Source organism: Streptomyces sp. NBC_00704, assembly GCF_036226605.1.
Lineage (GTDB): Bacteria > Actinomycetota > Actinomycetes > Streptomycetales > Streptomycetaceae > Streptomyces.
This window is the reverse complement of sequence record NZ_CP109000.1, coordinates 4,197,934-4,222,293: the sequence shown is the minus strand read 5'-3', so window position 1 is coordinate 4,222,293 and position 24,360 is coordinate 4,197,934. Positions and strand designations below refer to the sequence as shown.

General features: G+C 72.9%; 22 protein-coding genes. 11 read left to right on the top strand and 11 right to left on the bottom strand.

Features of this window, described 5'->3' with window-relative positions; genetic code table 11:
- Nucleotides 1-22: 22 nt before the first annotated feature.
- Nucleotides 23-304, bottom strand: a complete 282-nt coding sequence (locus tag OG802_RS18430; RefSeq protein WP_443055271.1) for a hypothetical protein — start codon at nucleotides 302-304, stop codon at nucleotides 23-25.
- A gap of 133 nt (nucleotides 305-437) precedes the next feature.
- Here OG802_RS18430 and OG802_RS18425 point away from each other — a divergent pair, with 133 nt between their 5' ends.
- The gene (locus OG802_RS18425; protein WP_329411874.1) at nucleotides 438-1,208 is read left to right on the top strand and encodes a hypothetical protein; all 771 of its coding nucleotides are present in this window, start codon (nucleotides 438-440) and stop codon (nucleotides 1,206-1,208) included.
- 134 nt (nucleotides 1,209-1,342) lie between these two features.
- Here the strand turns inward: OG802_RS18425 and OG802_RS18420 are convergent, their stop codons facing one another.
- Nucleotides 1,343-2,686: a helix-turn-helix domain-containing protein gene (locus OG802_RS18420; RefSeq protein WP_329411872.1), complete on the bottom strand. Its 1,344-nt coding sequence runs from the start codon at nucleotides 2,684-2,686 to the stop codon at nucleotides 1,343-1,345.
- 129 nt (nucleotides 2,687-2,815) lie between these two features.
- Here OG802_RS18420 and OG802_RS18415 point away from each other — a divergent pair, with 129 nt between their 5' ends.
- Nucleotides 2,816-2,992: a hypothetical protein gene (locus OG802_RS18415; RefSeq protein WP_329411870.1), complete on the top strand. Its 177-nt coding sequence runs from the start codon at nucleotides 2,816-2,818 to the stop codon at nucleotides 2,990-2,992.
- 19 nt (nucleotides 2,993-3,011) lie between these two features.
- Here the strand turns inward: OG802_RS18415 and OG802_RS18410 are convergent, their stop codons facing one another.
- The gene (locus OG802_RS18410; RefSeq protein ID WP_329411868.1) at nucleotides 3,012-4,364 is read right to left on the bottom strand and encodes a hypothetical protein; all 1,353 of its coding nucleotides are present in this window, start codon (nucleotides 4,362-4,364) and stop codon (nucleotides 3,012-3,014) included.
- A 78-nt stretch (nucleotides 4,365-4,442) separates the two neighbouring features.
- Nucleotides 4,443-5,855 carry a PP2C family protein-serine/threonine phosphatase gene (locus OG802_RS18405; RefSeq protein ID WP_329411866.1) on the bottom strand — a complete coding sequence of 471 codons (1,413 nt, stop codon included), beginning with the start codon at nucleotides 5,853-5,855 and terminating at the stop codon, nucleotides 4,443-4,445.
- Between the two features lie 194 nt (nucleotides 5,856-6,049).
- Between OG802_RS18405 and OG802_RS18400 the strand changes: the two genes are divergently transcribed.
- The 5 genes from OG802_RS18400 (at nucleotide 6,050) to OG802_RS18380 (ending at nucleotide 12,324) form a co-directional block, all read left to right on the top strand.
- The gene (locus OG802_RS18400) at nucleotides 6,050-6,496 is read left to right on the top strand and encodes a hypothetical protein (RefSeq protein ID WP_329411864.1); all 447 of its coding nucleotides are present in this window, start codon (nucleotides 6,050-6,052) and stop codon (nucleotides 6,494-6,496) included.
- A gap of 384 nt (nucleotides 6,497-6,880) precedes the next feature.
- On the top strand, nucleotides 6,881-7,789 hold the full coding sequence (locus tag OG802_RS18395; protein ID WP_329411862.1) for a hypothetical protein: 909 nt from the start codon (nucleotides 6,881-6,883) through the stop codon (nucleotides 7,787-7,789).
- 211 nt (nucleotides 7,790-8,000) lie between these two features.
- A complete protein-coding gene (locus OG802_RS18390; protein ID WP_329411860.1) occupies nucleotides 8,001-9,959 on the top strand; it encodes a VWA domain-containing protein in 1,959 nt (652 codons plus the stop codon).
- A gap of 110 nt (nucleotides 9,960-10,069) precedes the next feature.
- Nucleotides 10,070-11,686 (top strand): methionine--tRNA ligase, encoded by a 1,617-nt coding sequence (gene metG, locus OG802_RS18385; RefSeq protein WP_329411859.1) that lies wholly within the window; start codon nucleotides 10,070-10,072, stop codon nucleotides 11,684-11,686.
- A gap of 146 nt (nucleotides 11,687-11,832) precedes the next feature.
- A complete protein-coding gene (locus OG802_RS18380) occupies nucleotides 11,833-12,324 on the top strand; it encodes a hypothetical protein (RefSeq protein WP_329411857.1) in 492 nt (163 codons plus the stop codon).
- A 25-nt stretch (nucleotides 12,325-12,349) separates the two neighbouring features.
- Here the strand turns inward: OG802_RS18380 and OG802_RS18375 are convergent, their stop codons facing one another.
- From OG802_RS18375 to OG802_RS18365, 3 genes are all read right to left on the bottom strand, one after another.
- Nucleotides 12,350-12,559, bottom strand: coding sequence for a DUF397 domain-containing protein (locus tag OG802_RS18375; protein ID WP_329411856.1), 210 nt, complete (start codon nucleotides 12,557-12,559; stop codon nucleotides 12,350-12,352).
- Entirely contained in the window at nucleotides 12,556-13,431 is an 876-nt protein-coding gene (locus OG802_RS18370) for a helix-turn-helix domain-containing protein (protein WP_329417174.1), read from the bottom strand. Before OG802_RS18370 ends, OG802_RS18375 begins: the two co-directional genes overlap by 4 nt.
- A 247-nt stretch (nucleotides 13,432-13,678) precedes the next feature.
- Entirely contained in the window at nucleotides 13,679-15,022 is a 1,344-nt protein-coding gene (locus OG802_RS18365; RefSeq protein ID WP_329411854.1) for a pectate lyase family protein, read from the bottom strand.
- Between the two features lie 179 nt (nucleotides 15,023-15,201).
- Between OG802_RS18365 and OG802_RS18360 the strand changes: the two genes are divergently transcribed.
- Nucleotides 15,202-15,567, top strand: coding sequence for a PH domain-containing protein (locus OG802_RS18360; protein ID WP_329411852.1), 366 nt, complete (start codon nucleotides 15,202-15,204; stop codon nucleotides 15,565-15,567).
- Nucleotides 15,568-15,661: 94 nt separating this feature from the next.
- The gene (locus OG802_RS18355) at nucleotides 15,662-16,351 is read left to right on the top strand and encodes a nucleotidyl transferase AbiEii/AbiGii toxin family protein (RefSeq protein WP_329411850.1); all 690 of its coding nucleotides are present in this window, start codon (nucleotides 15,662-15,664) and stop codon (nucleotides 16,349-16,351) included.
- A 58-nt stretch (nucleotides 16,352-16,409) separates the two neighbouring features.
- Here the strand turns inward: OG802_RS18355 and OG802_RS18350 are convergent, their stop codons facing one another.
- Together OG802_RS18350 and aspS are read right to left on the bottom strand one after the other, a co-directional pair.
- A complete protein-coding gene (locus OG802_RS18350; RefSeq protein WP_329411848.1) occupies nucleotides 16,410-17,417 on the bottom strand; it encodes an intradiol ring-cleavage dioxygenase in 1,008 nt (335 codons plus the stop codon).
- A 159-nt stretch (nucleotides 17,418-17,576) separates the two neighbouring features.
- Nucleotides 17,577-19,340, bottom strand: coding sequence for an aspartate--tRNA ligase (gene aspS, locus OG802_RS18345; RefSeq protein ID WP_329411847.1), 1,764 nt, complete (start codon nucleotides 19,338-19,340; stop codon nucleotides 17,577-17,579).
- A 165-nt stretch (nucleotides 19,341-19,505) separates the two neighbouring features.
- Between aspS and OG802_RS18340 the strand changes: the two genes are divergently transcribed.
- A complete protein-coding gene (locus OG802_RS18340; protein WP_329411846.1) occupies nucleotides 19,506-21,683 on the top strand; it encodes a SpoIIE family protein phosphatase in 2,178 nt (725 codons plus the stop codon).
- 72 nt (nucleotides 21,684-21,755) lie between these two features.
- Nucleotides 21,756-22,643, top strand: coding sequence for a BRO-N domain-containing protein (locus OG802_RS18335; protein ID WP_329411844.1), 888 nt, complete (start codon nucleotides 21,756-21,758; stop codon nucleotides 22,641-22,643).
- A 76-nt stretch (nucleotides 22,644-22,719) separates the two neighbouring features.
- Here the strand turns inward: OG802_RS18335 and OG802_RS18330 are convergent, their stop codons facing one another.
- Together OG802_RS18330 and OG802_RS18325 are read right to left on the bottom strand one after the other, a co-directional pair.
- A complete protein-coding gene (locus tag OG802_RS18330; protein WP_329411843.1) occupies nucleotides 22,720-23,700 on the bottom strand; it encodes a pirin family protein in 981 nt (326 codons plus the stop codon).
- A gap of 149 nt (nucleotides 23,701-23,849) precedes the next feature.
- Nucleotides 23,850-24,329 (bottom strand): SseB family protein, encoded by a 480-nt coding sequence (locus OG802_RS18325; protein WP_329411842.1) that lies wholly within the window; start codon nucleotides 24,327-24,329, stop codon nucleotides 23,850-23,852.
- Nucleotides 24,330-24,360 lie beyond the last annotated feature (31 nt).

Here is a 24,360-nt window from a genome sequence, read left to right as displayed (position 1 = left end):
CGCACCACGGTCGTGCCCGACCCTATGCGGGCACGTCCGCATCCCACAGCCGTGAGCCGCGCGCCGCCGCCCGCTCCCCGATCCGGCGGACCAGTTCCCCGACGGGCAGCGTTCCGGCCCGCCGGCCGTCCCGCACCGGGACGGCCGCCAGACCGCCCGCCGCCTCCCGCTCCCCGATCACCGCCAGGTACGGAACGAGACGGGCGGCCCGCACCCCGGCCCCCCTGGTTTTCCCGGCGCCGCCCGCCCCGCACACCGGCAGCGCGTCCCGCCCGCGCCGGGGCGTCCCGGCCGCGTCGTCCACCCGCCCGCAGCAACGCGGCTAACCCGTACGGCCCGTCGCGCTGGTCGGCGGGGCGCGCCGGTGGTGCCGTGGGAGGACGCAGCCCGCAGACCGCACCCCCGCAGCCCGCGCGCACTCCTGGAGGCACCCCCCGATGACCCGTCGCACCCTCCTGGCCTCCACCGCCGTCGCCCTCGCGCTCACCGCCGCCACCGGCTGCGCCACGCTGGGCCTGGAGCATCCGCCGACGGCCGCCCCGGCGCTGCCGACGGTCGAGCGGACCTCCGCCCGGCCCACCGCTCCGGCCGCCTCCGCCGCCCTCACCGACGCGCAGGCGCGGGCCGCCCTCATCACCGAGTCCGACCTCGGCCCGCCGTGGACCCGGACCCGCGGCGCGGCCACCTGGCGGGACGGCATGCTCAAGGCGACCACGTCGACCCCCGTCTGCCAGCAGTTCCTCGACGACCTCTACGCCGACGAACTGCTCGGCGGCCCCGCCCGCGCGGTCACCGCCCTGGACGACCCGGACACCGGCGCCCAGCTCCGCTACCAGCTCACCGGCCACCGCCCGGCGGACGTCGACCGCAGGCTGGCCTGGCTGAAGACGATGCCGGGCAAGTGCGCCCGGTTCGCCGCCAAGGCGACCGGCGACACGGTGCTCGACGTGCAGGTCTCGGAGCTGCCCCTGCCGGAGGTGGGAGACGTCCGCCAGGGGCTGCGCGTGACGGCGACGCTCTGGGGCGCCAACGGCGGCGACCCGACCGTCCTCACCCTCGACGTCGCCGCCGTGCGGGCCGGGCAGGACGCCTTCGCCCTCGTCGACGGCGGCCTCGACGACGCCCCGAACGCGGCGACGCAGGCGGCTGTCCAGCTCGGCGTGCGCCGGCTGGCCGACGTCAGGAAGCAGCCCAGGGTCCAGGTGTGAGCCCAGGTGTCAGCCCCGGTGCGAGCCCCGGTGTGACACGTCCCCGCGCGCGACAGGCGCGCGCCGTGGGCTTAAGGCCCGGCGGCACGCGCACGTGTGGGCGGACGGAAAGGGACGCCCCGAGCGGACGGCGCCTACAGCGGAGGCTGGGCCGGGGCCGGGCCGAGGGTCGTGGAACCCGGCGCCGTGCGGTGCCCGAGGCCCGTGCGGTACGCGTCCAGCGCCGCCTCGACCCGCCCGGTGCGCCGCAGCAGGTCGCCCAGCATCCGGCACAGATCGGCGAGGTCGCCCGCCGCCCCCGCCCGCTCCAGCAGACTGAGCGCCCGCACGTAGTGCTCCTCGGCCGCCTCCGTGTCCCGGGCGTCCTCGGCGATGATGCCGAGCAGCCGGTGGGCGCCGGCCGCGTGCACGGCCCCCCGCTCGGAGGACAGGTCCCCCAGGACCCCGTGCAGCAGCGCGGCCGCCTCCTGCGACTTGCCCCGCCGGTGCAGCACGTCGGCCAGCTCGACGGCGACCTGACTGCTGTAGAGGGCGGCGCGCTGCACGGAGAGCATGGTCTGCGCCTGCCTCAACTCCTCCTCCGCGCGACGCAGTTCGCCGTTCTGGGCGTAGACGTAGCCGCGCATCCAGTGGCAGTTGGCCAGCTCGGTGCGCAACTGCAACTGGCGGTACAGCTCGGCGGCCTTGGCCAGCGAGGCGTCGGCCTCCGCGAGCCGGCCCTCGGCGAGGAGCGTCCGGGCCACGGACCGGTGCATCCGCGCCACGAGCGCCGGATCGCCCGCCCGGGGCGCCAGGGCCAGGGCGAACTCGGCCGCCTGCGCGGCGCGGGCCGCCGCCCCCATGTCCATGTAGGGGCCGATGACGGAGGCGTACAGCAGCAGCAGCGCGTCGGGGTCGTGCAGCCCGCCCCGGTTCAGCTCGTCGAGGGTGGACTCCAGCAGGTAGACGGCGTACCGGAGTTCGCCCGCGAGGTAATGGGCGACGGCCCGGCCGCGCAGGGCGGGGACACGGGCCGGCAGCGGGGCGTCCGCGAGCCGCCGTTCGGCCCGCTCGAAGCAGCTCCGGGCCGCGTCGAGGTCTCCCGCGTCGATGCCGCACTCCCCGAGGCCGAGCAGCGCGGTGGCCTCCTCCGCGGCCAGCCCGTGCTCCTCGGCCTCCGCGAGCAGCGCGGTGTACTGCCGGTTCGCCTCCTCGGCCTCCCCGGTGGCCAGCGCCCGCTGGGCCTCGGTGAGGCGCAGCCGCAGGTCGGTGACGAGCCGGGCGGGCCGCCCGGTGGCCAGTTCCTCGACGTCGACGCCGAGCCGGCCGGCGATGTGCCGGAGCGCCTCGTCGGAGGGCCGCACCCGGCCGGCCTCCAGCGTGGAGACGTAGGCGGGGGTGTAGGTGGGCTCGGCGAGCTGCCGCTGGGTGAGCCCCCGTTCGACGCGCAGCCGCTGCACCCGGCGCCCGACGATTTCCGGTTCGTCCCGCTCCGCCACGCCGGCCCCCCAACCCACCCTGTGCCTCTTGCCGTTGGGCTGGCTCAGCCCCTAGGTTAAACAGCGAGTTAAGCACGCTTAACAGCTGGCTGACGTGAGTATCGCAGTCGCCGACGTTGCGAGGTAGCCGTGTCCGGACACATCTCCGCACGCCGTTTCGCGCCCTGCGTCAGGGCCGTCGCCGCGGCCCTGCTGACCGTGGCCGCACTGGTCACCGCGGCCAACGCGGGCCCGGCCACGGCCACCGGCAGCGCCCCGTCCGCCGGCGAGGTCCCGGTCCGGCACGGCGCGGCGGAACGCCGCTGACCCTCGCGGGGGCCGGACCTCACCCCTGCGTCTGCAACTGCCTCAGGTGTTCCTGCACATGGTCCAGCGCGCCCTCGTGCCGGCCGGGCACCCGGCCGCGCAGCCGGGTCAGCGCGGGCCCCAGCTCACGGGCGCGGGCCGCGTCGCCGATCCGCCCCCACTGGTGGTGCGCCCGGTCCACGGCCGCCTCCACGGCAGGCGCGTCCGCCGGCTGACCGGCGTCCAGGCGCGCGCCGGCGACCCCCATCCAGATGCGGCAGCTGCCCTCGGCGTCCCCCGCGAACATCGCCAGGTCCGCCCGCACCTCGGCCCAGTGGAACGCCTCCTCGGAACCCGCCCCGTGCGCCACGACGGCCGCCCGCTCCCACCGCGCCGCGAGCGCGTCGGCCTCCGCGTGCCGGCCCGACCGCACGGCGGCGGAGATGTCGGCGTGCGGATCGCCCTCGCCCGCAGCGCCGGCGTCCATGTCCACGTCTGCGCCCATGTCCACGTCTGCGGCCGGGGTCCCGCCCGGCGGCTGGGGCCAGGGGCCGAGGCGGTCCGGGACGAAGTCGGCGGGCCTCGGCACCGGCACCGGCGACGGTGGCTGTGACGTCATCGGCGGCGGCGTCATCGGAGTCGACGTCGGCAAGGGAACCGGGACCGGGACCGGCGTCCGGGCCTGCGTCGGCGTCCGGGCCTGCACCGGCGTCCGGGCCGGAGTCTGCACCGGCGACTGGTCCGGCGGCGCGGGTTCGGCGCGGGCGGGAAGAACGAGGTCTCCCGTCTCCCCGTCGCCGGCGATCCGGGCCGCCGCCATCTGGTGCAGCCGGTCGAGGCCGGGCCGCCCCCCGCTGCGCAGTATCGTCGCCACCGCCTTCATGTACGACGGCGCGGCCACCGCCCGCCGGCCACGCCCCGCCGGCGGCGCGACCCTGCCGTACACGGTCACCGCGGGCCCGCAGTCCAGGGCGTTCCCGCGCAGCCACTCCCAGGTCTCCGCGTCCGCGTGCAGGTCCAGCAGGACGGTCGTGGCCCCGGCCGGCCGCAGCCGCAGCTCCTCCCGGAACCAGTGCCAGGGCAACGCCGTGTACCGCACGGTGGCCGGCGTCGTGCGCGCCAGCGCGAGATGCGGCAGCCGCTGGCGGCGGTCGAGCTGGAGCTGCCCGGCGACGTACACGGTCAGCGGCCCCGGCGCGGCCGCCGCGGCCCGCAGCCGGGTCAGCACGGCCTGCGGCTCCAGCGGATCCGCCAGTTCGACGACGTTCGCGGTCTCGGCGCCGGCCAGCACGGGGGGCGGCACGGCGGCCAGCACGGGCAGCACGGAGGCCGCGTCGACCAGACACCCCTTGCCCATGGGCGAGGCCGCGAGCAGCAGCACGGTTCCCGGCATGATCCCCTCCCGCATGGCCCCTCCCCCTGTCGATCACGTACCTCAGCACCGTAACCGCTGCCGCTGCGAAGGGGGGCCTCAGGACAGCAAACGTCCCCCTACGGGGCCTTCGTCGCCGCCCGCGGTCCGGCGCACGGCGAACACGGTCGTGTCGTCGGCGAGCCGGCCCCCGCAGTGCCGCAGCGTGCCGTCCCGGACGAGGGCCACCAGGCGGGCGGGGTCGGCCGTGCGCGGTTCGCGGGCGACCGCCGCCGCGACCTCCTCGGCCAGCGGGTAGAACTCCCCGGCGCCGTTCCTGGCCTCGGTCACGCCGTCGGTGACCAGCAGCAGCGTCTCACCGGCGGCGAACGGCGCCCGCAGCACCGGCGGCGGCCCGTCCTGCCCGGCCAGCTCGCCGAGCCCCAGCGGCAGCCCGTCGCCGTGCGGCAGCGCCCGCACGCCCCGCTCGCCGCCCACCGCGAGGGGCGGCTCGTGCCCGAACCCGACCACCTCGACCGTCTCCACGGCCCCGGCGCCCCCGACCGGGGACCCGTCCGGCACCGCGCTCGGCACCGCGCTCGGGGACACGTCCGGGGCCGGATCCGGGAAGGGGGCCGGGGGCGAGGCCGCCGCAGTCGGGGGCGCGTCCGGGACCGCCTTCGGGGGCGCGTCCGGGACGGCTGTCGGGGCCGCCGCCTCCGGGGTCGGGAGCGGGGCCGTCGCCGTCGCCGTCGGGGGGAAGCCGATCAGGACGGCCGTGGCGAAACGGTCGCCGTCCGCCCGTCCGAGGGCCACGGTGTGCGCACGGTGCCGGCGCATCCGCGTCTCCAGCCGCGCGGCCACGGTCGCCAGGTCCCGCTCGTGGTAGGCGGCCTCCCGGAAGGTGCCCAGCAGCGCGGCCGCCGCCTCCACCGCGCCCAGCCCCTTGCCCTGCACGTCGCCCAGGAGGACGCGGGTGCCGTGCGGTCCGGGCTGGATGTCGTAGAAGTCGCCGCCCATGCGGGCGTCGGCGTCGGCCGCGAGGTAGACGGCCGCGTGGTCGAGACCGCCCCAGCGCGGCGGCAGCGGGCGCAGGACCGTACGGCGGGTGGTCTCGGCGATGCGCATGATGTGCAGCATCCGCCGCTCCCCGCGCACCCGGACCGACGCGGCCAGCACGGACAGCACGCCGCCGACGAGGACGAGGACGAAGTCCGCCGGCCCCTCCCGGTACTCCGACGGCCAGGCGGCGTCGCTGAGGACGTACGTGATCAGGGCGAGCACCGCGAACAGGGCCGTCGTCCACACCCCGCACAGCGCGGCGGCGATCGCGGAGACGAACACGCACCACGAGACGATGCGGAACTCGCCGGTGGTGTTGAAGTCGGCGTAGGTGATGGCCGCCAGCACGCCGAGCGGCACCAGCCAGGTGACGCTGCGGCCCCGGACGCGCAGAAGTTGGTGGCGTTGCAGGACGTCCCTGCGCCCGTTCCGCGGACGGCGGTCGAGCACGCCGTGACCGCGGGGCTCCATGAGGTCAGCGAAACACGGGCCGGCCCCGGCCGCATCCGGGCGTACCCCCGCCCGCCCCCGATACGACCCGCACCCGACCCGCATCCCCGACCCGCCTCCGCCCCGCACCCGGAAAGGCGTGTCATCCGACTTGCCACGGCCGCGGCCGGGGTGTGACCTGGAATGCGGGGGCGAGGAGAGAGAGGAGCGCTCTCATGGCACATGCGGCACCGGCGCAGGGACTGCGGACCCCTTCCGCTCGACCCCGGACGCCCGACGTGTTCAGCGCACGCACCCACCGGATCGCGAGCTGGGCGACGGCCGTCGTCACCGGGCTCGTCTACGGCTACTGGGTCGCGGCGAACAACCGTTCCGGCGGCCCCATCACGGGCTGGAACCTCCTGCTCGGCTTCGTGAGCGCGCTCGTGTTCGCGGCGCTGTGGACCGGCGTCCACGCGCTCGCCCCACGCATGCGCCGCGAACTGCACGCCCTGCTGTGGGCGGCGTTCGCCGGCTGCGCCATGGGCCTCCTCTACAGCCAGTCCGCCGAGAGCGTCCTGCGCTCCACGGCCATGGGCCTGGCCGTGGCCGCGGCCACCTTCCTCGTCCTGTTCTTCCGCTACTACACGCACGAGGACGCTGCGGGCCACCGCATCCGCTGACCCTCACACGCACCACATGCACCACACGCACCACACGCACCACACGCACCACACGCACCACACGGGCCCCGGCGGTTCACGCCGGGGCCCATGCGTTTTCCCTCATCCCTCCACTCACCGGCCGGCCGGGGACTGTCCACTCCCGGCCGCCCGACGAGGTCCCAGGCGTCACGCCGTGCGCGGGCACGGCCTCCCGCCACTCCCGAACCGGGCTTCTCCCCAGAACCAGGAAACACCCGTTCGGACGAACCCTCCACCGGAGGACCGCGGGGACCGGCGGCGGCGAGCCCCGCGGGGCGGCGGGAGGACCGGGCGCGGGAACCGCGCCACCCGTACGGCCGCCACGGGCTCGCGCCCCGCGCTCCGGGACCGTTGCCTGGAGAGGTGTCCCCCCGCCTGCGGACCGCCCTCTCGGCCGTCCTCGTCACCCTGTCCTGCCTGCTCACGCCGTTCGGCGCGCTCGCGGCCTGGGCGGCGTACGGCCTCACCGACACCCGCGGTTACGTCACCGCCATGGCGCCGCTGGCCTCGGACCCCGCGGTACGGGACGTCGTCGCCGACACGGTGGGCGAAGGCGTGGCCCGCGAGGCCGGCATGAACCCCGTCTTCCTGCGGGACGCCGTCCGCTCGTTCACCGCGACCCGCGCCTACCGCACCGCCTGGGACGCCGGGAACACGGCCGCGCACACGGCGGTGATGAAGGCGCTGCGCGGTGAGCGCGCCGACGGCGACGACGGTCCGGTCACCGTGGACCTGGCGACGGTGACCGCCCCCCTCAAGCGTCAGCTGACGGCCGACCACGTGCCGTTCGCCGAGCGGCTGCCCGTCGAGCACACCCGGGTGGCGCTGCTCCCGTCCGCCGACCTGGCCGCACTCCGGAAGGGCTACCGCGTGCTCGACGTCGCAGGTTTCTGGCTGCCCCTGGCCGCCGTCGTGTTCGGGGTCGCCGGCATCGCCGTCGCCGCGTGCCGCCGCAGGGCGATCGCCGCGACCGGCCTCGGCACCGCCCTGGGCGGCGCGTTCCTGGGCCTCGCCGTCACCGTCGGCCGCCGCATGACCCTGGCCGACCTGCCCGACGCGGCCCGCCGTCCGGCCGCGGGCGCCGTCTACGACGCGCTCACCGCCGGCCTGCGCACGGCCTCGTGGCTGCTGCTCGCGCTCGGCCTGACGGTCGCGGCGACGACCTGGCTCACCCACCCCCGCTCCCCGGTGGTCCGCCGCCTGCGAGGCCGCCGCGTACCCGCTGCTCCGGCCCCCGCGCCGCCCGCGGAACCGACCCGCATCCGGGCCTGACCACCGCCCCCACCGCGAGGTCGCGGGGGACTACCCGCGGACTGCCAGGAGGGCTGCCGAGGGGACTGCCGGGGGGCTGCCGAGGCGGTATTGACACACCCCGTTTCCGCACACTCACCCCTGCCCAAGATCACCGCACGGGGCCGCTAACCTTACGTGTCCGTCCTGGCCAGGGATTTACGGGCATCAACTCATGCGAAGGGTTGCGCAAATGGGCATTCTCACTCTCCTGCGGAATGCGTTCGGCAGGTCCCGCAAGGGGCGCACGGCCGAGACAGAGGGTGCGGAACAGGTTCCTTCGCAGGAACGTACCGCCGCCGAGGGACGGGAGCAGGAGCAGTCGGTTCCGGCCGCCTCCACGCCTCCGGCCGAGCCGAAGCCGGACCCGACGGTCGCCAGGGTTCCGGAGCCCCGCCCGGCGACCCAGGACGAACACGACCTCGTGGCAGCGGCCTTCGACCACGTGACGGTCCCGAAGCAGACGACGTCGACGGATTCCGCCACTACCTCCCCCGCACCGGCCGACACGAACGAGACGGCGACCACGGACACGCCCGCGGCCGCGACCGCCCAGCCGGTGACGGAGGCCGACCCCGAGCCGAGCCCGGCCGCGAAGGCCGAGCCCAAGGCCGGAGCCGAGGCCGAGGCTCAGGCAGACGGCGACACGAAGACCGAGGTCGAGCCCGAGGCTGAGGCTGAGGCAGAGGCAGAGGCAGAGCCCCAGGCTGCGACCGAGACTGAGGCTGCGACCGAGAGCGCGACCGCCGCCGAGCCGCAGCCGGAACCCGCCGCGAAGCCCGAGACCCCGGCCGAGCCCAAGACCGAGACCGAGCCCGAGGCTGAGGTCGAGGCTGAGGTCGAGACCGCGGCCGACACGGAGGCGGCGGTCGAGCCCAAGGCCGAGGCCGAGGTCGACGCCGAGCCCGAGGTTGAGGCTGAGGTCGAGACCCCGGCCGACGAAGAGGCCGCAGTCGAGCCCGACGCCGAGACCGAGACCAAGGCCGAGACCGAGACCAAGGCCGACGTCGACGAGCCCGAGACCGACGCCGAGGCCGTCACCGAGTCCGCCGACGCGAAGACCGGCGCGGACGCCGAACCGCAGGCCGACCCCGAGCCCGAGCCCGAAAGCGCGGCTGACGCCGAGGCCGAGACGGCGGACACCCCTTCGGCAGCCGAGGCGGAGGCGGCCTCCTCCACCGAGCCCGAGCCGGAGCCCGAGCCCGAGCCGGTGACGGCACCGGAGCCGACCGCCGACACGACGGCACCGGTCTCCGAGCCCGAGACCGACGCCGAGCCCCAGGCGACGCCGGAGGCGGAAGCTCCCGCCGAGCCCGCGGCCGCCGCCGAGGAGCCGGAAGAGACGGCTGTCGTGGAGGACGAGGCCGCCGCCCCGAAGACGTCTCCCACGGCCGACGACCAGAGTGGCACGGCCGAGGCGGACGATTCCGCCGAGGGCGCGGACGATTCCGCCGAGGCTGCGGAGGACTCCGCCGCGGGCGAAGCCGGCGCGCAGGCTCCCGCCCGGCTGCCCGACGAGGCGCTGGCCGGTCTCGGCACCGCCTACCGGGCGGCGGCCGCCGCCCTCGAGAACAGCGGCCTCACCGGCGCCCGTGCCGACGTGTACCTGGTGCTGGACCGCTCCGCGAGCATGCGCCCGTACTACAAGGACGGCTCCGCCCAGGCCCTCGCCGAGCAGACCCTCGCCCTCGCGGCCCACCTCGACCCCGAGGCCAAGGTGCACGTCGTCTTCTTCTCCACGGAGCTGGACGGCACCGGCGAGCTGACCCTCACCGACCACGAGAACAAGATCGACGAGCTGCACGCGGGCCTCGGCCGCATGGGCCGTACCAGCTACCACGCCGCGGTCGAGGCCGTCGTCGGACATCACGTGAAGGAGGCCGCGGCGGGCGTCCCCGCCCTGGTGGTCTTCCAGACGGACGGCGCGCCGGACGCGAAGACCCCGGCCACCCAGGCGCTGACGGAGGCGGCGGAGAACCACCCCGACGTCTTCTTCTCCTTCGTGGCCTTCGGCGAGCACGACAACAAGGCCTTCGACTACCTGCGCAAGCTCAAGACGCCCACCACGTCCTTCTTCCACGCGGGCCCCGCCCCGCGCGAGCTGACGGACGCCGAGCTGTACGAGGGCGTACTGGCCGCCTGGCGGCCGTAGCACCCCGGCGCCGCCCCGTCGGGGGGTGGACGGGACGGAACACATACCGTCCGGTCCACCCCCCGAAACGCGTGTGAGCCGACCTGCACGCGCCCAGTAGGATTTCGGGCATGGCGGCCACTGGAACCGAGAAGCAGGGTGGCAAGGCGTTCTACGTCTCCACCCCCATTTACTACGTCAACGACGCTCCTCACCTGGGCCACGCCTACACGACCGTCGCAGGCGACGTGCTCACCCGCTGGCACCGCCAGCGCGGCGAGAAGGTGTGGTACCTCACCGGCACGGACGAGCACGGTCAGAAGATCATGCGCACCGCGGAGGCGAACGGCGTCAGCCCGCAGCAGTGGGCCGACAAGCTCGTCGACGAAGCCTGGCGCCCCCTGTGGGAGCACCTGGAGATCGCGAACGACGACTTCATCCGCACCACGCAGCAGCGGCACACCGACCGCGTCCAGGAGTTCGTGCAGGACCTGTACGACAAGGGCGAGATCTACAAGGGCGGCTACGAGGGCCCGTACTGCGTGGGCTGCGAGGAGTACAAGCTGCCGGGCGAACTGCTCGACGGCGAGGGCGAGTTCGCGGGTCAGAAGCTGTGCCCCATCCACAAGAAGCCGGTGGAGATCCTCAGCGAGGAGAACTACTTCTTCAAGCTGAGCGACTACGGCGACAAGCTCCTCGCCCTCTACGAGGCGAACCCCGGCTTCATCCAGCCCGAGTCCGCGCGCAACGAGGTCGTGAACTTCGTCCGGCAGGGCCTCCAGGACCTGTCCATCTCGCGTTCCACGTTCGACTGGGGCATCCCGATCCCGTGGGACCAGAAGCACGTGATCTACGTGTGGGTCGACGCGCTGCTGAACTACGCCACCGCCGTCGGCTACAACGAGAACCAGGAGAAGTTCGAGGCCACCTTCCCGGCCGACGTGCACCTGGTCGGCAAGGACATCCTGCGCTTCCATGCGGTGATCTGGCCCGCCATGCTGATGGCGCAGGGCCTCCCGCTGCCCGGCAAGATCGCCGCGAACGGCTGGCTGATGGTCGGCGGCGAGAAGATGTCGAAGTCGAACCTGACCGGCATCAAGCCCCAGGACCTGACCTCGCACTTCGGCGTGGACGCCTACCGCTGGTACTTCCTGCGCGCCATCGCCTTCGGCCAGGACGGCTCGTTCTCGTGGGAGGACTTCTCCGCCCGCTACACGAGCGAGCTGGCGAACGACTACGGCAACCTCGCCTCCCGCGTGGCCGCCATGGTCGGCAAGTACTTCGGCGGCGTCCTCCCGGAGGCCACCGCCGACAGCGAGGCCGAGAAGGCGCTCCACGACGGACTGGCGCGTGCGGTCGCGACGGCCGACCGGAAGATCGGCGAGGAGCTGGACTTCCAGGGCGGCATCCTGGCCGTCTTCGAGTTCGTCAAGCAGGTCAACGGCTACATCACGGAGCAGGAGCCGTGGAAGGTCGCCAAGGACGGAAGCGACGAGGGCAGGGCCCGTCTCGCGACCATCCTCTACACGGCCGCGGAGTCGCTGCGGGCCGTCGCCGTTCTCCTGAACCCGGTCATGCCGGACACCTCCCAGAAGCTGTGGGATTCGCTGGGCGCCGAGGCGACCCTCGGCGCGCTCGCGGACCAGCGGGTCCAGCAGGCCGGCGACTGGGGCATCCTGCCGGTGGGCTCCACCGTCACCAAGGGCGCGGTGCTCTTCCCGCGCCTGGAGGAGAAGCCGACCGCGTAGCGGTCCCGTCGGTGTGCGCGGGCCCGGGAGCCATTCGTACCCTGCTCCCGGGCTCCCGGCCCGTGGGCAGGGAGAAGATGTAGAGGAAAAGGCGGAGAGGTTCCCCCCGCTCCAGCATGTTCTCGCCAAGCCGTATGGTTTCCGCCATGGCAGTCCCCGAGGTCATTCCGATCGCCTATGAGCCGCGACACCGCACCGAGTCCATCGGCCGGTACGCGGACGGGCAGTTCCTCGCGTCGGTCACGTACGCCTTCCCCCGGGGCTTCCGTCTCGACGACGGCTGGGAAGAGCACAAACGCCTCTACACCGTGCTGCACACCTTCGACGCCGACGGCGCCTACCGCGACTCGGACATCTGGTGCGCCGGAACCTGGGCCGAGCAGCAGCGCGACCCGCACGGCGACGACTCGGTCCTCACCCGCGCCCGCGTCCGCCTCGCCACGCTCCTGCGCAGCCTGCCCCGCCGCTCCTACACGGACATCGCCGTCCGCCCCTTCCAGCTCACCCACGAGGGCGTCCTGTTCGGCCTCGTCATCCGTGAGGACAAGGACGAGGACGGCGTCCCGGAGACCTGGGCGGAGCTGTACCCGGACCGCCTGGCCTTCGCCGAGCCGTGGGACGGCACGTACGACACCTGAGGCGGCCCGGCGCGGGCCGTTTGCCTCAGTCCTGCGACGCGTGCGCCACGAAGTCCGCCCAGGCGCCCGCCGTGAGCGCCAGGCGAGGCCCTTCGACGTTCTTGGAGTCGCGGACGTGGACGGTGCCGGGGGTGAGAGCGAGCTCGACGCAGGAGTTGCCGTCGTTGCCGCCGCTGTAGCTGCTCTTGAACCACGCCAGCTCGGAGGCGTCCCCGGCAGTGGTCTTGTGGATCATGTTTCTCCCAGCAGGTGCTCGATGAAGGCCAGCGACTCCCTTGGCGAGAGTGCCTGAGCCCGGATGGTGCCATACCGCAGCTCAAGGATGCGCAGGTGTTTGGGTTCATAGGTCGGCCGGCCGTTGAACGCGCCGTCCGAGCGCCCCACGGCGGTGCCGTCCGGAAACTTCAGCAGCTCGATCCTGCCGTCCAGGCCGGAATGGGTGTCACAGTCCGTCGGCATCACCTGAAGCACCACGTTGTGCAACCGGCTCACCTCCAGCAGGCGTTCAAGCTGCTGACGCCACGCCATTGTGCCGCCGATGGGCCGCCGCAGGACCCCCTCTTCCAGGACGAAGCTGAGCGCCGGCGCGGGTGAGCGTTCGAAGACCGACTGTCGGGCCAGACGAGCGGCCACCATGCGCTCCACGTCGTCCGGCGAGTACGGCGGCTGCGCTGCCCCGATGACAGATCGTGCGTGTCCCGAGGTCTGCAACAGCCCCGGGATGATGTGGCACTCGTACAGGGCGATCTCGACCGCCTTGCCCTCCAGCTGCCCCAGCTCCCGGACCCGCTTCGGATAGCGGACCTTCTTCACGTCCTCCCAGGCCGCCGCGACGAGGCCGCCCGCGCCCAGCACCTCGTCGGCCCGGTCCAGGTACTCCTGCCGGGGGATCCGTTTGCCGCCCTCGATCTTGTAGACGAGGTCCTCCCCGTACCCGACCGCCACCGCGAAGTCGGCGGCCCGCATCCCCACCGATTCCCGACGCAGCCTCAACTGCCGCCCCACCGTGGCGAGAACGGCCACGCCCCACTCGTCGTCCGGGTCCACCTCCCACCCCGGCTCGTCCGCCTCCGTCCGGAGCCGTACCGCCTCGCCGTCCACCGCCATCACGCACCCCTCCGTCGTACCGCCGTGCCGCAACGCCCCTACCCGCGAACCGGCTTCCGGCCTTCCGGACACCGGCCGACAGACTCCGGACAGTCACCTCGCGCATCTGCGCTGTGACTGCTCACGGTAGGCACGGGCGGCCGCGGTCGGTCGGGCGAACGGCGAAAAGTCCACCCGGACTCGCGGACGGCATGGGGGCGCGAGGGCCGGGGGCTCGTGGTCACCCGGCCCTCGCGCGTCTGGGGGGCTACTTCAGGACGCCGGCGCCCGCCGTCGTCGCCAGGGTCGCCGGCAGGTTCTTCGCCGAGGTCTCCAGGCCGGCCGTCAGGGTCGGCGTCCAGTTGACGGTCGTCTTCAGCTTCTTCGAGGACGCCGCGTTGTAGGCCGCGACGACGTCCGTCACCGTGCCGTTGACGAGGTTGCCGGTGCCCTTGACCGCGCCGGTGCCGTCGCCGCTGAGCAGCTTGGCGACCTTGCCGCCGGCCGGGACCGTCCAGTAGTTGGCCTCGGCGACGACCTGGGCCTTGGCACGCGAGTTGATGCTGTACTGCGTCGCGTAGCCGTCGAGGGTCGTGACGTCGTAGTAGTTGTTGTAGATGTGCACCTGGCCGACACGGGTCAGCGGGGCGCGCTGGACGATGCCCTTCCACACGTTGTGGTGGAGGGAGACGCGCAGCTTGCCCGCGGGCTCGCTGTCGCTGCTGCCGATCAGCATCGTCTTGTCGTGGTCGGTGAACCGGTTGCGCGAGACGGTCACCAGGTCCGAGCTCTTGGTGATGTCGAGGGAGCCGTCGTGGATCTGGTACTCGCGGCCGTAGTACTTCGGGTTGGCGCTGTCGAGGTGCGGCGCGTCGGTGAACGTGTTGTGGTCGGCCCACACGTGGGTCGCGCCGCGCAGGGTGACGGCGTCGTAGTTGGAGTTCCAGTTGCCGTCGTCGCCGTCGGTGGGGTCCCACTGGGGGAAGCAGTCCTCGGTGGCGGAGAAGTTCAGGTTGCGGACGATGACGTTGTCCACGTTCTGGATCTGCAGCATGCCGCCGGTTATCCCGGCGGCCGTGCCGGGGACGCCGACGAGGCTCGTGTTGGCGGGCACCTTGAACACGATGTTCTTCGCCTGCCTGGTCTGGGCGGCGGCGCGGGCCTTCTCCTGGGCGCCGGAGGGCAGCTTCGACCGGCCGTAGACGGCGGGGTCGTACGCCTTGAGGTACGACGACAGCGCGTAGCCGGTGCCGGCCGCGTAGTCCGCGCAGGTCAGCTTCTTGCCGGCGTCGTCGGTGTTGGCGTCGATCGTGCCCTTGACCTTGATGATGCGGGGCGTCGTGTCGGTGGCCGATCCGAGGGCCTTCACGAGCTGGGCGCGCGTGGAGACGGTGAAGGTGTGCGCGGCGTCGGCCTTGGCGCCACCGGTCGTGCCCGTGCCGGAGGAGGCCCAGCCGTCCTTCGCGGCGAGCGTCTGGTGGTACAGGTCGACGGTCCCGGCGCTGGCGTTCATCACGCCGACGCCGGCGCCGACGCCGGCGGCCACCGCGGCGGCCGTGACCACGAGGGCGCGGCGCGAGCGGAGGGACCGGCGATGGGAGGGAGCTGCCACGGGGGATCCTTACGGGAGGGGCGTGCTTACGTCCCGTCAGTGGTCGCCGCCGTGTGAAGAGTTGCCGCTCCGGATGAACTTTTTCCTACGGCCGCTGCGCCGGTCCTCCACACGCCTTCGCGATTCCCACACCGTCGTCCTATGGTGCCCTTCTACCGACTTGGGGGGATCGATTCACCATGGCACTCTTCGGCAACGCCCACACCATCGACAACGGGCAGGCCCAGCAGGACTACGCGCGTCTGCTGGGGCAGGGCGAGCAGGTGCACGCCGCGTTCCTGCTGATCCGCGACACCATCCTGTTCACCGACCGCAGGCTGCTGCTCGTCGACAAGCAGGGCATCACCGGCAAGAAGGTCGAGTACCACTCCGTCCCGTACCGGAGCATCACCCACTTCGCGGTGGAGACCGCCGGCACCTTCGACCTGGACGCCGAACTGAAGATCTGGGTCTCCGGCACGCCGGCGCCGATCCAGAAGACGTTCACCAAGGGCGTCGACATCTACGAGGTGCAGGCCATCCTCACGCAGTTCGTCGCGAGGTAGCCCCCGGGGGGCAGGGGGCCGGCCGGTCGCCGCGGGTGCGTCCGCGCCGCGTGTGCCGGCCCCGCGTGCCGGCCGGACCTGCTACGACTACCCGGTGGACCTTCTTCGACCCCACCTCCGCCTCCTCGCCGAGATCTTCGCCATGCCCGGCCCCGCGACCGCCTGGGTGCTGGCCGGCGGCTACGCGCTGGAGGCGCACGGGCTGCTGCGGCGCCCCCACGACAACGTGGACCTGGCGACGGAGAGCACACGGCCCATGCCCGAGCTGGCCGAGGCGCTGGCCTCGGCGCTGACCGCCCAGGGCCGCCACGAGGCGACGCCGCAGGATATGGACCCGCTGTCCGCGCGCCTGGCGGCTCGGCTGGCCGTGCGGGACCGCGAGACGGGCGTCGCGCTGCGGCTGGCCCTGCACAAGGAGACCTTCTGGAGCCCGCCCGTGCCGACCCCCTGCGGCCCGGCCCTCTCGCCGCACGACGCGGTGGGCACGAAGATCCGGGCGCTGTACGACCGCGGACTCGCCGTCGACCTGATCGACGCGCGGGCCGCGCACGCCCTGTTCGGCTACCCCGGCCTGGAGGAAGCGGCCCGCCGGCACGCCCGCGACGACTTCGACCTGCCCACCCTCCAGGCGCGGCTGGAGGGCACGGACCACTACCCGGACTCGGCGTTCACCCAGTACGGCCTCGTCGAGCCGGACATCGCCGACCTGCGGGCGTGGGCGCAGGCCTGGTCGACGGACATCGCGGAACGGCTGCTGGAGGAGGGCGCGTCACCGGACGCGTGAGCACGCCGGGACCGGGGGCGGGCCCGGTCCCGGCCGATCGGCTCACCGACGGCGCAGGCTACGACGCCCCGGATGCTCCGGCTGTCCCGGACGCCGAGCCCGAAGCCGAACCCGACGGCAACGACGACGGCGACGACGACGACGGCGATGCCGAGGCGCTGGGCCGCGGCGGGTTGCCCTCGCCGTCCTCCGTGGCCTCGGGGTCGACCCCGACGGTGATCGCCGCGTGGACGCCCCTGCCGATGCGGCGCCGGTCGTAGCGCAGCCGCAGCAGCCCGCCCCGCACTCCGCTCTGGTCGTAGATCGTGTCCTCGGCGAGGGTCGTGCGCTCGGCGGTGTTGCTCGCGTACGGCTCCACCGCCGCCGAGGCCAGCACGGACTCCTCGTCGAAGAAGAACTGGCCGGTGTGGCAGGTGCGGCCGCCCTCGTAGCCGGCGTCGGTCCACTCGCCGTCCACGTGCACCTTGACGTGGACGTGGACGCACCGGCCGCGGTACCAGCCGGGGAACACCGTCCGGAAGGAGACCTGGCCGTGCCGGTCCGTCCGCCAGGTGCCGCGCAGATAGCGGGTGTCGTCGGTGGGCTCCTGGTGACCGCCGCCCGGCGGGGCGCCGGTGGGCGCGCCCGTCGGGGGCTCGCCGGTCGGGGGCTCCCCGCTGGGCGCGGGGCCGCCGCCTCCGCCGCCGCTGCCCTGCTGCTCGTAGCCCGAGTAGACGCCCGTCGCGTCGCAGTGCCAGATGTCGACGGCCGCGTTCCGCAGCGGCCGGCAGGTCTCGGAGTCGATCACCGTGAGGGCGAGGAGGAGCGGGATGCCCTCACGGTCCTCGGTGATGTCCCGGCGGAGCTTGTCCGCGTCGATGTAGTAGGGGCCCTCGACGGTCTCCGAGGTGAGGCGGTAGCAGACCTCCGCGTCGCCGCCGTCCGCCGTCGCGCCACCGCGTCCGGCGGCGCTCGCCGCGTACGCGGTGCCGCCCAGTCCCGCCGCGGCGAGGCCGCCCGCGCCGGCGGCCACGATTCTGCGCCGCGTCCATTGCTGTTCGCTGGGGGGTTTCTGAGGTTCCGTCATAAGCCGGGGACGCTAGGAGGGCGACCTGTGAGGAAGATGGGCGGGAGCTGTCAGTTGCCGGGGAAAACGAAAGTGGCCCGGAACCGACGTCGGTTCCGGGCCACCCCGGCGTTCTCGTGGCGCTGCGAGCCGGACTCCCCGTCCCGCCGCCCGCCCCCGCTACTTGGGCTGCGGCTTGCGCACCGAGAGGTGCAGCTCCCTGAGGCGGGCCTCCTCCAGCTCCGTCGGCGCGCCCATCATCAGGTCCTGGGCGTTGCCGTTGAGCGGGAAGGAGATGGTCTCGCGGATGTTCGGCTCGTCGGCCAGCAGCATGACGATGCGGTCGACGCCGGGCGCGATGCCGCCGTGCGGCGGGGCGCCGAAGCGGAACGCGCGCAGCATGCCGGCGAACTTCTCCTCGACGGTCTCCCGGTCGTAGCCGGCGATCTCGAACGCCTTGAGCATGATCTCGGGCTCGTGGTTGCGGATCGCGCCGGAGGACAGCTCGACGCCGTTGCAGACGATGTCGTACTGCCAGCCGAGGATGTCCAGCGGGTCCTGGGTCTCCAGGGCCTCCAGGCCGCCCTGCGGCATCGAGAACGGGTTGTGCGAGAAGTCGATCTTGCCGGTCTCCTCGTCCTTCTCGTACATCGGGAAGTCGACGATCCAGCAGAACCGGAAGACGCCCTCCTCGAAGTGCCCGGCGCGCTTGGCGGCCTCGACGCGCACCGCGCCCATGATCTTCGAGACCTCGTCGAACTCGCCCGCGCCGAAGAAGACGGCGTGACCGGCGGCCAGCGACAGGCGCTTGGTCAGCTCGGCCACGTTGGCCTCGGTGAGGAACTTCGCGATCGGGCCGGTGAGCGAGCCGTCCTCGGCCACACGGACCCAGGCCAGGCCCCTCGCGCCCTGCGAGACCGCGAAGTCGCCGAGCTGGTCGAAGAACTTCCGGGGCTGGGCGGAGACGTCCGGCACCGCCAGCGCACGCACGTGCTTGCCCGCGAACGCCTTGAACTCCGAGCCCTCGAAGACGTCGGTGATGTCGACGAGCTCCAGCTTGGCCCGCAGGTCCGGCTTGTCGGAGCCGTACTTCAGCATCGACTCGCGGAACGGGATCCGCGGGAACGGCGAGGTGACATGACGGCCGCCGCCGAACTCCTCGAACAGCTCGGTCATGAGCTTCTCGATCGGCTGGAAGACGTCCTCCTGCTCGACGAAGCTCATCTCGACGTCGAGCTGGTAGAACTCGCCCGGCGAGCGGTCCGCGCGGGCGTCCTCGTCGCGGAAACAGGGCGCGATCTGGAAGTAGCGGTCGAAGCCCGAGATCATCAGCAGCTGCTTGAACTGCTGCGGGGCCTGCGGCAGCGCGTAGAACCGGCCGGCGTGCAGCCGGGACGGCACGACGAAGTCGCGCGCGCCCTCGGGGGAGGTCGCCGACAGGATCGGCGTCGCCATCTCGTTGAAGCCCAACGCCGTCATCTTGTGCCGGATGGCCGAGATGACCGCCGTGCGCAGCATGATGTTGCGGTGCATGCGCTCGCGGCGCAGGTCCAGGAAGCGGTACTCGAGGCGCCGCTCCTCGTTGACCCCGTCCTCGGCGTTGATCGTGAAGGGCAGCGGGGCGGCCGCGCCCAGCAGCTCGACCTCGCCGACCTCGACCTCGACCTCGCCGGTCGGCAGCTCGGCGTTGACGTTCTCCGCGCCGCGCGAGACGACCTTGCCGTCGACGCGGACCGTCGACTCCTTGGTCAGCTTGTCGAGGGCCTCGTACGCGGGGGTGCCCGGACGGGCGACGAGCTGCGTGATGCCGTAGTGGTCGCGCAGATCGATGAAGAGGATGCCGCCCAGGTCGCGCCGATTGTGCAGCCAGCCGCTCAGCCGGACGTCGCTGCCGACGTCAGAGGCGCGGAGCTCGCCGCAGGTGTGGGACCTGTACCGATGCATCGTCGTTCATCCAGTCTTCGCGGATCGGGGTCTGTGTTTCGTGGTGTTTCACGTGAAACAACCCCAGCGTACCGGGCACGCCGTGATCGCCTCCCACCCTTCCCGGCCGGCAGCGGGAGCGGTGAGCAGTGGCACTCTTCGTTCCCCTCTTCTTAAAGTGGGGCAATGCGTACTGGCGAGCCGCTGCCCGCCGTGGGGGAGGTCCTCGTCTCCCTCGCGACCGGCGTGTGGCACTGGGACACCGCCACCGGGCTGGTCACGGTCGACGCCGAGGCGGCCCGGCTGCTCGGGCTGCCCGCCGAGGAGACGGTCCTCACGGAGGCCCAGACCCGGGCCCGTCTGCACCCCGTCGACTGGAACGAGATCACCGGCGTGGTGCAGCTCGCCGTCGCCGAGGGCACCCTCGCCGAGGTCCGGATCCGGATCATGGACGAGCGGGGAACGGTGGTGCGGGTCGTCCGCAGCCGCTCGAAGCCGTCCTTCGACCCGGTGAAGAAGGCCTACGAGCTGATCGGCACCCTCCAGGAGGTCACCGAGCCGACGCCCGGCACCGCCGCCGGGCGGACCGCCGTCACCGGCGACTGGCGGCGCTCGCGCGAGGCGTTCCTGCTGGACGCGGGCCGCGCACTGGCCGAGGCGCGCTCCACGGAGGAGGTGCTGCGGGTCGCCGCGGCCCTGTCGATGCCGGGCTTCTCACCGGCCGGTCTCGCGGTCTTCGGCGTCACCGGCGACCGGCTGACGATCATCGGCCACCACGGGCAGCAGCCCGGCGACGAGGCCCCCTTCACCCAGATGTCCCTCCAGACGGACTACCCGGCCGCCGAGGTCGTGCGCACCGGGCGGGCCGTCTACCTCTCCTCGCCCGAGCGGTACAAGGAGCGCTATCCCCTCACCTGGCCGATGGCCGCGCCCTTCGGCCGGTATTCCTGGGCGTTCGTGCCGCTGACGGTGGCCGGACGCACCATGGGCGCGTGGATGGCCGCCTTCGCGTACCCGGTGGCGTTCACCCCGGACGAGCGGTCCGTCCTGACGACGGTGGCCCGCATGCTCGCCCAGGCCCTCACCCGCGCCGGTGCGGCGGAGACCCAGCGGGAGCTGACCGACGGCCTGCAACGCTCCATGCTGCCGACCCTGGGCCCGGAGATACCGGGCCTGACGCTCGCCGCCCGCTACATACCGACCGGCGGCGGGCTCCAGGTCGGCGGCGACTGGTACGACATGATCCCGCTGCCCGGCGGCGCCTCCCGGGCGCGGCGCGGGGGAGGCCGGTTCGCCCTGGTCATCGGGGACGTCCAGGGTCATGACGTGCGCGCGGCGGGCCTCATGGGGCAACTGCGCATCGCGCTGCGGGCGTACGCGGCCGAGGGGCACCGCCCCGACGCCGTCCTGTCCCGTGCCTCGGGTTTCCTGCACGGCCTCGCGGACGGAAACCCCGACCTGCGCTTCGCCACCTGCCTCTATGTCGAGGTCGACCCGGCGACCGGCGTGCTGGAAGCCGCGCGGGCCGGTCATCTGGATCCGGCGATCCGGATGGCCGACGGAACGGTGCTGGTCAGGGCGACCGCGGGCGGTCTGCCGCTGGGCATCGACCCGAACGCCGACTACCCCACGACCCGGCTCGTCCTGGAGCCCGGCGAGACGCTGATGCTGTGCACCGACGGCCTGCTGGAGACCGGGGGCCACGACCTCGACACCGGCTGGCAGCGCGTCCGCAAGACCCTGGAGGCGCACGAGGGGGATCTGGAGGAGTTGGCCGACGCCCTGGTGCAGACGGTGCACGGTCCCTCCTCACACCACACCACGGGCCGCCTCACCGACCGCCGGGAGGACGACACGGCCCTGCTGCTGCTGTGCCGGCAGGGCGAGGGCGGCTGCGGTCCGGGGGCCGTCCCGCTGCCCGCGCGGCGGCTCGCGCGCCGTTCGATGCTGACGGTCGCTCAGGCCGAGCCGGAGCGGATCGCCGTCGCCCGGCAGCAGGTGCGCGAACTGCTGCACGACTGGACCTGCGAGGACCAGGTGGACTCCGCGGTCCTGCTCGTCTCCGAGACCCTCACGAACGTCCTCGTCCACACGGACGCCGACGCCCTGCTCGTCGCCGAGGTCGCCGGCGCGCCCGGCGAACGCCGGCTGCGCATCGAGGTCACCGACACCAGCGACGACCTCCCGCACAAGCGCCGCCCCGGCGAACTGGCCTCCTCGGGCCGCGGCCTCGTCCTCATCGAACTCCTCGCCCACACCTGGGGGGTGGCCCCGCGGGGCGAGGGGAAGAGCATCTGGTTCGAGATATACGAGCCCCGGAACCCGGATGAACCTGAGGAATCACTGCCTCAAACTCCCCTATAAGGATGAACCTCCGCAACGCGCCCACGCGAGGGTGGGGCATATGCCTAGCGTCCGTGACGGAGGTGATGCTCGATGTACGAGCAGAACAACACGACGCCGCCCCGACCGGCGGCACGGCAGGACGCGATCGACATCAACGACTTCGTCTTCGCGGCGACGGGAGCGCGGGTGCGGAGGCTGACCACACCGGACGGCACGCACTGGTTCCCGGCGGTCGACGTGGCCGGCGAACTCGGCTACGCCAACACCCGGGACGCGTTGCGTCTCAGGGTCGCGCAACAACACACAACATCTCTCGACGATCTTGCACGAAGCGTCGGTACCGTCGACGCTTCATGCAACATTGCAGGTCACGGACTCAAGAAGTCCATGAAGATGGTGAATCTCCAAGGCCTCGTCCAGTTGGTCAACGCCTGCACCAAGCCGGAGGCGCAGCCCTTCAAGCTCTGGGTGTCGCAGGTCATCGCGACCATCCAGCAGGAAGGGTCCTACTCCCTCGAACCGGCCCCCGTGCAGCCCGCGCCCGCCGAACGCACCGCGTACGTGATGCCGGAGCAGGTCGTCGACGCCCTCGTCCGGCTCGAGGAGCGAGCCACGCGGACGAACGACGTCCTCGGGGAGATCCTCGACGGCCAGCGGGTGATGACCGACGTGCTGCGGGACATCGCCGGGTCCCTGAGGGCGCCGTCCGTCGCCGCGTCGAAGCCGACGCCCGCCGAACTGCTGGCCGTCTGGAGGACGAAGAACCTCGTCGTCACCGAGGACGTGCACGCGGTGGCCGCGCTGCTCGCCCCCGCGTTGACGCGCGGCGACGCCCGCTATCGCGTGGACGAGATCGCGACCCGCACGGGTCTCCCGCACGAGCGCGTCCAGGACTGTCTGCGCATGCTGCTCAAGCGGGGCTGTGTGCGTCAGAGGGGATGCACCCCCGACGGGACGCCGGTCTACGCGCTGCCGTGACGGTTCCCGCCGACGAGACGGGCCCGAAGTCGCAAACCAGCGTTGCGGCTTCGGGCCCTGTCGCAAGATACCGGAATCAGCCGGTCTGGGGGCCGCCCTCGGTCATTCCGTGGACCGCGGGGACCGTGCCCAGGCGTCCCTTCTGGAAGTCGTCGAACGCCTGCTGGAGTTCGTCCCTGGTGTTCATGACGAACGGACCGTAGTGGGCCATCGGCTCGCGGATCGGCTGTCCGCCGAGGAGGACGACCTCCAGGTCCGGCGTGTGGGAGTCCTGCCGCTCGTCCGCGCGGACGGTCAGCGAACCGCCGGCGCCGAAGACCGCCGTCTGGCCCAGATGGATCGGACGGCGCTCGGCGCCGACCGAGCCCTTGCCCGCCAGCACGTACGCCAGCCCGTTGAAGTCCTCACGCCAGGGCAGCGTGACCTCCGCACCCGGCGCCACCGTCGCGTGGATCATCGTGATCGGCGTGTGCGTGATGCCGGGACCGGCGTGCCCGTCCAGCTCGCCCGCGATGACGCGCAGGAGCGAGCCGCCGTCCGGGGTGCTCAGGAGCTGGACGTGTCCGCCGCGGATGTCCTGGTAGCGGGGGGCCATCATCTTGTCCTTGGCCGGGAGGTTCACCCACAGCTGGAGGCCGTGGAAGAGACCGCCGGACATGACCAGCGACTCCGGCGGCGCCTCGATGTGGAGCAGGCCCGAGCCCGCCGTCATCCACTGGGTGTCGCCGTTGGTAATGGTGCCGCCGCCGCCCTGGCTGTCCTGGTGGTCGAAGATCCCGTCGATGATGTAGGTGACGGTCTCGAAGCCGCGGTGCGGGTGCCAGGGGGTGCCCTTCGGCTCGCCCGGCGCGTATTCCACCTCGCCCATCTGGTCCATCATGATGAACGGGTCGAGGTGGCGGTAGTTGATGCCGGCGAACGCACGGCGCACCGGGAAGCCCTCGCCCTCGAAACCGCCCGGCGCGGTCGTGACGGTGAGGACGGGACGTGCGACCGCATCGGCCGGTGCCGCGACGCGCGGCAGGGTCAGCGGGTTCTCGACGGTCACTGCGGGCATGTCCGTACCTCCTTGGGCGACGTACGCCCCAGTTTAGTTGAGCGTTGAACTTCCTGCCACCCGTAACAGCGAAAGCCCGGAGGGCATTCCCTCCGGGCGCTCCCCGCCGACCGGGCGGGCCGTGACCTGGAAACCCGCGGCCGTGAGGCTCAGCCGTACATCCGGCGCATCGCGAACTCCACCATCTGCTCGACGGCCTTCGCGTCGAAGACGATCCGGTGCTCGCCCTCCATGTCGAGGACGAAGCCGTAGCCGGTGGGCAGCAGGTCGATCACCTCGGCCCCGGTGATCACGAAGTACTTGGACTCCTTGCCGGCGTACCGGCGCAGCTCCTTGAGGCTGGTGAACATCGGGATCACCGGCTGCTGGGTGTTGTGCAGGGCGAGGAAGCCGGGGTTGTCGCCGCGCGGGCAGTAGACCTTGGAGGTCGCGAAGACCTGCTGGAAGTCCTCGGCGGCGAGCTGGCCGGTGGTGAAGGCACGGACCGCGTCCGCGAGGGACGGCGGGGACGGCTCCGGATAGAGCGGCGGCTGCTGGCCGTAACCGCCGTGGCCGCCGGGCATCTGCTGCTGCGGCGGGGCGTACTGCTGCTGTGCGGCCCCGTCCATGGGCTGGCCGTATCCGTACATGGGCGCAAGCGTACCGAGACGGGCCGGTCGG

Coding starts and splice junctions, on each gene's coding strand:
- OG802_RS18425 (WP_329411874.1), top strand. CDS start 438: ATGACCCGTCGCACCCTCCTGGCCTCCACCGCCGTCGCCCTCGCGCTC.
- OG802_RS18410 (WP_329411868.1), bottom strand. CDS start 4,364: ATGCCGGGAACCGTGCTGCTGCTCGCGGCCTCGCCCATGGGCAAGGGG.
- OG802_RS18405 (WP_329411866.1), bottom strand. CDS start 5,855: ATGGAGCCCCGCGGTCACGGCGTGCTCGACCGCCGTCCGCGGAACGGG.
- OG802_RS18400 (WP_329411864.1), top strand. CDS start 6,050: ATGGCACATGCGGCACCGGCGCAGGGACTGCGGACCCCTTCCGCTCGA.
- OG802_RS18390 (WP_329411860.1), top strand. CDS start 8,001: ATGGGCATTCTCACTCTCCTGCGGAATGCGTTCGGCAGGTCCCGCAAG.
- metG (WP_329411859.1), top strand. CDS start 10,070: ATGGCGGCCACTGGAACCGAGAAGCAGGGTGGCAAGGCGTTCTACGTC.
- OG802_RS18380 (WP_329411857.1), top strand. CDS start 11,833: ATGGCAGTCCCCGAGGTCATTCCGATCGCCTATGAGCCGCGACACCGC.
- OG802_RS18375 (WP_329411856.1), bottom strand. CDS start 12,559: ATGATCCACAAGACCACTGCCGGGGACGCCTCCGAGCTGGCGTGGTTC.
- OG802_RS18370 (WP_329417174.1), bottom strand. CDS start 13,431: ATGGCGGTGGACGGCGAGGCGGTACGGCTCCGGACGGAGGCGGACGAG.
- OG802_RS18360 (WP_329411852.1), top strand. CDS start 15,202: ATGGCACTCTTCGGCAACGCCCACACCATCGACAACGGGCAGGCCCAG.
- OG802_RS18350 (WP_329411848.1), bottom strand. CDS start 17,417: ATGACGGAACCTCAGAAACCCCCCAGCGAACAGCAATGGACGCGGCGC.
- aspS (WP_329411847.1), bottom strand. CDS start 19,340: ATGCATCGGTACAGGTCCCACACCTGCGGCGAGCTCCGCGCCTCTGAC.
- OG802_RS18340 (WP_329411846.1), top strand. CDS start 19,506: ATGCGTACTGGCGAGCCGCTGCCCGCCGTGGGGGAGGTCCTCGTCTCC.
- OG802_RS18335 (WP_329411844.1), top strand. CDS start 21,756: ATGTACGAGCAGAACAACACGACGCCGCCCCGACCGGCGGCACGGCAG.
- OG802_RS18330 (WP_329411843.1), bottom strand. CDS start 23,700: ATGCCCGCAGTGACCGTCGAGAACCCGCTGACCCTGCCGCGCGTCGCG.
- OG802_RS18325 (WP_329411842.1), bottom strand. CDS start 24,329: ATGTACGGATACGGCCAGCCCATGGACGGGGCCGCACAGCAGCAGTAC.